Raw genomic sequence first — 7,687 nt, forward strand, 5'->3', positions numbered from 1 at the left:
CTGGCGCACCTGGTCTGGCTGGAGGCCAGGTGCGCCAGCGTCTCGTTGTTCGCGCCGCGCCGCATGAACTCCGGGATGGACTCCCAGGGCCGCGACCACGTCAGCCGGGTCGCCGCCGTCCAGCAGCTCATCCCGCCCGCGCCCGCGAGCACGGCCTCGATCTCGCGGAGCCGTTCGCCGTGGTGCGCCATGACGTCCTCCACCCGGTCGGCCAACTCCCTGAAGCGGTACTCGTGCGCGGGCAGCACCTCCGCCACGTCCCATCCGCGCACCTCGGCCAGGGAGTCCAGGTAGTCGGCGAGCGGGTTGGCGGGCGACTGGGGGCGTACCGCAACGATCGGGGTGATCTTGGCCAGCACGTGGTCTCCGGAGAACAGCAGCCGCCGCTCGCCGTCCACGAAGCACAGGTGGCCGGGCGAGTGGCCAGGGGTCCAGCGCGCCCGCAGGTCCCAGCCGGGCAGGCCGATCGGCTCGCCGTCCTCGATCAGCCGGTCCGGGGCCGGCTGGGTGACGAACCGCCTGATCATCGCGGCCGTGCCGGCCGTCGACTCGGAGGTCATCGGCGGCGCGCCGCAGCGGGCCAGCAGCGCCTGCTCGCTCGCGATCAGCGCGTCGATTCCGCCGTCGTGCCCTGTGAGGAGCCGGGCGTCCGCCGGGTGCAGGCCGATCCATGCCCCGGACTCCTCGCGCACCCGGCCCGCCAGCCCGTAGTGGTCAAGGTGGACGTGCGTGACCAGGACGGCACGTACGTCCGCGATCGTGTACCCGGCGGTCGCCAGACCGCCCGCCAGGCCCTGGTAGGCGTCCTCGGTGTCCCACCCGGCATCGATGATCGCCACGCCGTCCGGCAGTTCGAGGGCGTATACCAGGACATAGCGCAGCGAATCCACGGGCAGCGGGACCGGGATCGACCACAGGCCCGGCCGTACCCGCTCGACCTCCGGTAACCCGCCCCCGCGCCACGCCTCGCGCTGCGCCGCGTTCACCGCCGTGACCATCCGCATCCCGGGCTCCTCTCGACCGGCCGCCTAGAACAATGTTCTATCAGGGCGCGGGGCGCGGGGCGATCGCGAGAACCGCGCGGGTGCGCGGATACAGCAGCGTGGACAGCAGCATCAGCCCGCTCGCCACCGCCCAGGCCGTGCCGATGCCCGCCCGGCCCGCCAGCCAGCCGAGGCCGATGTTCGCCAGGAAGCCGCCGAACTGGAGGGACAGCGAGTCCACCGAGAGCAGCGTGGCCCGCTGGGCGGCCTCCACCCGGCCGTGCATGATCTCGACGTGCAGCAGCGTGGCCGCCGACAGCCCGACGAACAGGACCAGGTACGCGCCCGCCGTGGCGGCCAGGCCGGCCGCACCGGGCAGCGCCGTGGACGCGGCGAGGCCGCCGAGCGCCAGGGCCGTGACCACCGCGCCGGCCCTGGCCCCGCGGGCCGAGCCGCCCGCGACCCGCGCGAGGGCCGGGGCCAGGGCATGGCCCGCCGCGCTCGCCGCGAAGCCCACCGCGGCGACCGTGCCGTAGGCGGTGCTGCCCGCGTCCGGGCCGCCGGCCAGCTCGCCGAGCCTGATCGGCGTCAGCAGCTCGATCGAGCACAGCGCGATGCCCGCCGCCGCGCTGACGCCGAGCATCCTGGCCAGCACGCCGTCCCTGACCGCCACGCCGACGCCCGTACGGATCGACAGCGGCACCCCGCGCAGCACCTCGGCCAGGCCCAGCCGTTCGCGCGGCGGCTCCGGCAGCGCGACCAGCACCACGGCCAGCAGCGCCACCGACGCCACCCCGGCCAGCATCATGGGCGCCGCCAGCGGCTCGGCGACCGCCGAGGACAGGCCGAGCGGCAGCAGTCCCCCGGTCACCACCCCCGCGCACAGCGCGATCGAGCCCATCGCCTCGCCGCGGGCCAGGCCGGGCTTCAGGTCGGCGTCCCGGCCCTCGGCGGCGTGCAGGGTGTCGACGTACCACGCCTGCGCCGGACCGCTGGACAGCGCCCGCGCGACGCCCTTCAGCGCGCTGCCCAGCATGAACATCGGCAGTGAGTGGGCCAGCACCAGGACCGTGTAGGCGGCGGCGCTGAACGCCCCTGAGGCGGCCAGGACCGTACGCCTGCCGATGACGTCGGACAGTCCGCCGGTGGGCAGCTCCAGCAGCACGACCACCAGGCCGTAGAGGCCCATGACCGCGCCGATCTCCGCGACGCCGAGCCCGCGGCCCGACATCAGCAGCACCAGCGGGGCCATCATCAGCCCAGGGGGTAACCAGGTCAGCGCGCTCACCAGCGCGTAGCGGCGGCGTGCGGATAGGGCGTTCACTCCGACTCCTCTTCGGCTTCTTCGGCGGGACCTTCCGGGGCGGGCCGTCTTGGGAAGGCGGAGTAGTGGATCACGACCTGTTCGGCCGCGGGGGCGCCGGCGTCGCGGGCCGCGAGTTCGCGAAGGACGTCCTCCCACCGCTGGTAGAGCTCGGTGAGCGAGGCCGGAGTGAGGCGGACGACGTCGTCGCTGATGCCCGCGGCCTCGATCCACTCCGGGCTCCAGGTCGCCGCCTGCGCCTCGAACTCTCCGTTGCTCCGGACCAGCAGCTCGATCTGACGCTGCCGGATGGCCGCCACCGCCTCCCGCCCCTCCTCGGTGGCGGCCATCTCGGCGTTGTCCCAGGAGAGGTAGCGGTGGACGGCCCGCCAGCGTCGCTCGCGGGCGTCCCGCTGGTCGGGGTCTTCTTCTATGAAGCCGTACTTGGCGAGTTCGCGCAGGTGGTAGCTGGTGAGGCCGGAACTCTCCGCGACCTTGCGAGCCAGCTCGGAGGCGGTGGCCGGACCGTCGCTGCGCAGCAGGTCGAGCAGCCGCAGGCGCAGCGGGTGGGCGACGGCCTTGAGCGTGCGCGGATCGGTGACCCGGAAGGAGTTCCTCATGGCAGGAGCGTAGGCCGCAAATGAAGCTTTGCAAAGCTTCATTTGCGGTCCCGGCCGCACCCCGCCCGTCGGCCGTCCCCTGATAGGCGGCCGACGGGCCCGTATGTGAGTACGCACGCGGAGCGCGAACGGTTCAGATCGCTTGCGCCGTCGCTAGAGTGAGGCGGGTGCGAATAGAGGACGTGTGGATCGACGACGCCGTACGCGAGCTGCGGCCGGACTTCGCCGTACTACTGATGACCGTGCGCGGCCTGCGCAACGGCCCGTCCGATGACCGATCGCGGGCCTGGCTGACCGACGCCGCCGGGCGCGCGGTGGGCCCCGAGCACGAGCGGATCGAGGCGTGGCGGGCGGCCTACCGGTCCTTCGGCGCCAAGCCGCAGCGCACCCGGCCCTCGGTCGACGCGCTGATCAGGCGGGTCCAGCTGCCGGAGATCAACCTCGTGGTCGACGCCTACAACGCGATCAGCGTCGCGCACGCGCTGCCGATCGGCGGAGAGGACATCTCCCGCTACATCGGCCCCGCGCGGCTGATCAGGGCGCAGGGCGACGAGCCGTTCGACACCACGGCCGCCGGCGAGGAGGTCACCGACCACCCGGAGATCGGCGAGGTCGTCTGGCGCGACGACCAGGGCGTCACCTGCCGGCGATGGAACTGGCGGCAGTGCGTCCGCACCCGGATCACCGAGGAGACCACCGACGCGCTGTTCATCCTGGAGCGGCTCGCCCCGATGCGGCTGGACGAGCTGGAGGCGGCCGGGCGCGAACTGACCACCCTGCTGGACCAGATCTCCCCCGATGCGCGCACCGAGACCCGGTTGCTTACCATAGAGTGACATCCCTCTAACGAGCGGGTGACCAGGCGGATACCGCCTGGACTGACTACCTCCATGTGACGACTTCGGGGCGTCCTGGGAGGATCGGCCCTGTGAGCTGTCTCGGGGCTGCATCTTCCGCCGTTATGGGCGAGTAACCTTGAACAGGATCTCTTTCATCAACTACATCAACGCCGATCTGCGGAAGAGGGCGATTTCCGCCGTGTCGTCTGAGTCGTCGCGGTCTAACCCGCTGGCAAGCTTCGGGCAAAACGAGTGGCTTGTCGACGAGCTGTACCAGAAGTACCTCCAGGACCCCGAGTCAGTGGACCGTGCCTGGTGGAACTTCTTCGCTGACTACAACCCTGACTATGGGCCGGGCCGGGCGACCCCGGCGGCCCCCACCACCGCGAACGGGGCCACGACGGCTCCGCCCGCACAACCTGCCGCTCCGGCGGCACCCGCTCCCGCACCGGCGAAGTCCCCAGCGCAAGCGAAGGAAGCATCCGCGAAGGCGGCCCCCAAGGAGCCCGCGGGCAAGCAGGCCACCCCGGTGCCCGAGGGCGCCGAGGAGGTCCGGCTGCGCGGCGCCGCCGCGCGCACGGTCACCAACATGGAGTCCTCCCTGGCCGTGCCGACCGCCACCAGCGTGCGCGCGGTCCCGGCCAAGCTGCTCGTCGACAACCGGATCGTGATCAACAACCACCTGTCGCGCGGGCGCGGCGGGAAGGTCTCCTTCACCCACCTGATCGGCTTCGCGGTCGTCAAGGCGCTGGCCGAGATGCCCGACATGAACTACTCCTACGCCGAGGCCGACGGCAAGCCGATGCTGGTCAAGCCCGAGCACGTCGGGCTGGGCCTGGCCATCGACGTCCAGAAGTCCGACGGCACCCGGCAGTTGCTGGTGCCGTCCATCAAGTCCGCCGAAGGCATGGACTTCCGGCAATTCTGGATGGCGTACGAGGAGATCGTCCGCAAGGCCCGCAACGGCAAGCTGGCCATCGACGACTTCTCCGGCACCACGATCAGCCTGACCAACCCGGGCACCATCGGCACCGTCCACTCGGTGCCGCGGCTGATGCCCGGCCAGGGCACGATCATCGGCGTCGGCGCGATGGAGTACCCCGCCGAGTACCAGGGGGCCTCGACCGAGACGCTGGCCCGGCTGGCGGTCAGCAAGGTCATCACGCTGACCAGCACCTACGACCACCGCATCATCCAGGGCGCGCAGTCGGGCGAGTTCCTGCGCCGGATCCACCAGCTCCTGCTCGGCGGCAACGGCTTCTACGACGAGATCTTCGAAGCGCTGCGCATCCCGTACGAGCCGGTCCGCTGGGTGCCCGACATCTCCGCCACCCACGACGATGACGTGGCCAAGTCGGCCAGGGTCCTTGAGCTGATCCACGCCTACCGGGTCCGCGGCCATTTGATGGCCGAGACCGACCCGCTGGAGTACATGCAGCGCAAGCACCCCGACCTGGACATCCAGTCGCACGGGCTCACCCTGTGGGACCTGGAGCGCGAGTTCGCCACCGGCGAGTTCGGCGGCAAGCCGCTGATGAAGCTGCGCGAGATCCTGGGCGTGCTGCGCGACTCGTACTGCCGCACCGCCGGCATCGAGTACATGCACATCCAAAACCCCGAGGAACGGGCCTGGATCCAGGAGCGGGTGGAAAAGCCGCACGCCAAGCCCGACCGCGAGGAGCAGCTCCACATCCTGCGCAGGCTCAACACCGCCGAGGCGTTCGAGACCTTCCTGCAGACCAAGTTCGTCGGCCAGAAGCGGTTCTCGCTGGAGGGCGGCGAGTCGCTGATCCCGCTGCTCGACTCGGTGATCTCCGAGGCGGCGGGCGACGGTCTCGACGAGGTCGTCATCGGCATGGCCCACCGCGGCCGGCTCAACGTGCTGGCCAACATCGTCGGCAAGTCCTACGGGCAGATCTTCGGCGAGTTCGAGGGCAACCTCGACCCGCGCAGCGCGCACGGCTCCGGCGACGTGAAGTACCACCTGGGCTCCTCGGGCGACTTCGTGTCACCCGACGGCCAGAAGATCGTCACCTCCGTGGTCGCCAACCCCTCCCACCTGGAGGCGGTCGACCCCGTGCTGGAGGGCGTGGTCCGCGCCAAGCAGGACATCTTGGAGCGCGGCGAAGAGGGTTTCACCGTGCTGCCGCTGCTGGTCCACGGTGACGCGGCGTTCGCCGGTCAGGGCGTCGTGGCCGAGACGCTGCACCTGTCGCAGCTGCGCGGCTACCGCACCGGCGGCACCGTCCACGTCGTGGTCAACAACCAGGTGGGTTTCACCACCTCGCCCGCCTCGTCCCGCTCGTCGGTGTACGCCACCGACGTCGCCCGGATGATCCAGGCGCCGATCTTCCACGTCAACGGCGACGATCCGGAGGCGGTCGTGCGCGTCGGGCGGCTGGCCTACGAGTACCGCCAGGCGTTCCGCAAGGACGTGGTGATCGACCTGGTCTGCTACCGCAGGCGGGGCCACAACGAGACCGACAACCCGAGCTTCACCCAGCCGCTGATGTACGACCTGATCGACGCCAAGCGGTCCACCAGGAAGCTCTACACCGAGGCGCTGATCGGCCGCGGCGACATCACGGTGGAGGAGGCCGAGCAGGCGCTGCGCGATTACCAGGCGCGGCTGGAGCAGGCCTTCACCGAGACCCGCGAGGCGGCCAAGGAGCACACCGGCGAGTTCCCGCGGCCGAGCGACCCCGAGGTGGTGCCGTGGTCGCACGGCGACACCAGCACGGCGATCACCGAGGAGACCGTCAAGCGGGTCGTGGAGACCCAGCTCAACCTGCCGGAGGGCTTCACCGTCCACCCTCGCCTGGCGCCGGTCATCCAGCGCCGCGGCAAGATGGTGGCCGAGGAGACCATCGATTGGGCGATGGGCGAGACGCTGGCGTTCGGGTCGCTGCTGATCGACGGCCACCCGGTCCGCCTGGTCGGCCAGGACTCCCGGCGCGGCACGTTCGGCCAGCGGCACGCGGTGCTGGTCGACCGGGTCACCGGCGAGGAGCACACCCCGCTCAAGACGTTCAACCAGGGCATCACGAAGTTCTACGCCTACGACTCGCTGCTGAGCGAGTTCGCGGCGATGGGCTTCGAGTACGGCTACAGCGTCGTCCGGCCGGACGCGCTGGTCGCCTGGGAGGCGCAGTTCGGCGACTTCGTGAACGGCGCGCAGACGATCATCGACGAGTTCATCGCGGCCGGTGAGCAGAAGTGGGGTCAGCGCTCCTCCGTGGTGCTGCTGCTCCCGCACGGCTACGAGGGCCAGGGTCCGGACCACTCCTCCGCCAGGATCGAGCGGTTCCTGCAACTCTGCGCCCAGGACAACATGACGGTCGCGCAGCCCTCCACCCCGGCGAACTACTTCCACCTGCTGCGCTGGCAGGTGCTGTCCAACCGCCGCCGCCCGCTGGTGATCTTCACTCCGAAGTCGCTGCTGCGGACGAAGGCGGCCAGTTCGCCCACCGCCGAGTTCACCTCCGGGTCCTTCCAGCCGGTCATCGGCGACGCGAAGGTGGACGCCTCGGCGGTCCGCAAGATCGTGCTCAGCTCCGGCCGGGTCTACTACGATCTCGCGGCGGCCCGGGACAAGCGCGGAAGCGAGGACGTCGCGCTGGTCCGCCTGGAGCGGCTGTACCCGTTCCCGACGGACGAGCTCCAGGCGGAGCTGTCCCGCTACCCGGCCGACGCGGAGCTGGTCTGGGCCCAGGACGAGCCGGTCAACATGGGCCCCTGGCCGTACCTGACCCTCAAGCTCGCGGAAAACCCGGACACCTTGGGCGGCCGCCCGATCCACCGGGTCTCCCGCAAGCCCAACTCCTCCCCGGCCACCGGCTCCCACGCCGCCCATGACCACGAACTCGAAGCCATCCTCGACTCCATCTTCAACTAACCCCGTCCCCAAAGGGCCCCCTCCGGGGGGCCTTTTCCCTTTTCCCC

Annotated in this window: 5 protein-coding genes; 2 read left to right on the forward strand and 3 right to left on the reverse strand. The window is 70.9% G+C overall.

The window, feature by feature from the left end:
- From C1I98_RS31595 to C1I98_RS31605, 3 genes are all read right to left on the reverse strand, one after another.
- Positions 1–1,004 (reverse strand): MBL fold metallo-hydrolase (locus tag C1I98_RS31595; protein ID WP_233508355.1); only part of this gene is annotated, 1,004 nt, incomplete at its 3' end.
- Between the two features lie 40 nt (positions 1,005–1,044).
- Complete coding sequence (locus C1I98_RS31600; RefSeq protein ID WP_111171027.1) at positions 1,045–2,307, reverse strand: MFS transporter; 1,263 nt, start codon at positions 2,305–2,307, stop codon at positions 1,045–1,047.
- Positions 2,304–2,906, reverse strand: coding sequence for a winged helix-turn-helix domain-containing protein (locus tag C1I98_RS31605; protein WP_111171028.1), 603 nt, complete (start codon positions 2,904–2,906; stop codon positions 2,304–2,306). The genes C1I98_RS31600 and C1I98_RS31605 overlap by 4 nt, the downstream gene beginning before the upstream one ends.
- Before the next feature lie 167 nt (positions 2,907–3,073).
- Between C1I98_RS31605 and C1I98_RS31610 the strand changes: the two genes are divergently transcribed.
- Positions 3,074–3,742, forward strand: a complete 669-nt coding sequence (locus tag C1I98_RS31610) for a B3/B4 domain-containing protein (RefSeq protein ID WP_233508356.1) — start codon at positions 3,074–3,076, stop codon at positions 3,740–3,742.
- A 202-nt stretch (positions 3,743–3,944) separates the two neighbouring features.
- Positions 3,945–7,640 carry a multifunctional oxoglutarate decarboxylase/oxoglutarate dehydrogenase thiamine pyrophosphate-binding subunit/dihydrolipoyllysine-residue succinyltransferase subunit gene (locus C1I98_RS31615; protein WP_111171031.1) on the forward strand — a complete coding sequence of 1,232 codons (3,696 nt, stop codon included), beginning with the start codon at positions 3,945–3,947 and terminating at the stop codon, positions 7,638–7,640.
- Positions 7,641–7,687: the final 47 nt, after the last annotated feature.

Origin of the sequence: Spongiactinospora gelatinilytica (genome assembly GCF_003236385.1) — a bacterium.
GTDB classification, from domain to species: domain Bacteria; phylum Actinomycetota; class Actinomycetes; order Streptosporangiales; family Streptosporangiaceae; genus Spongiactinospora; species Spongiactinospora gelatinilytica.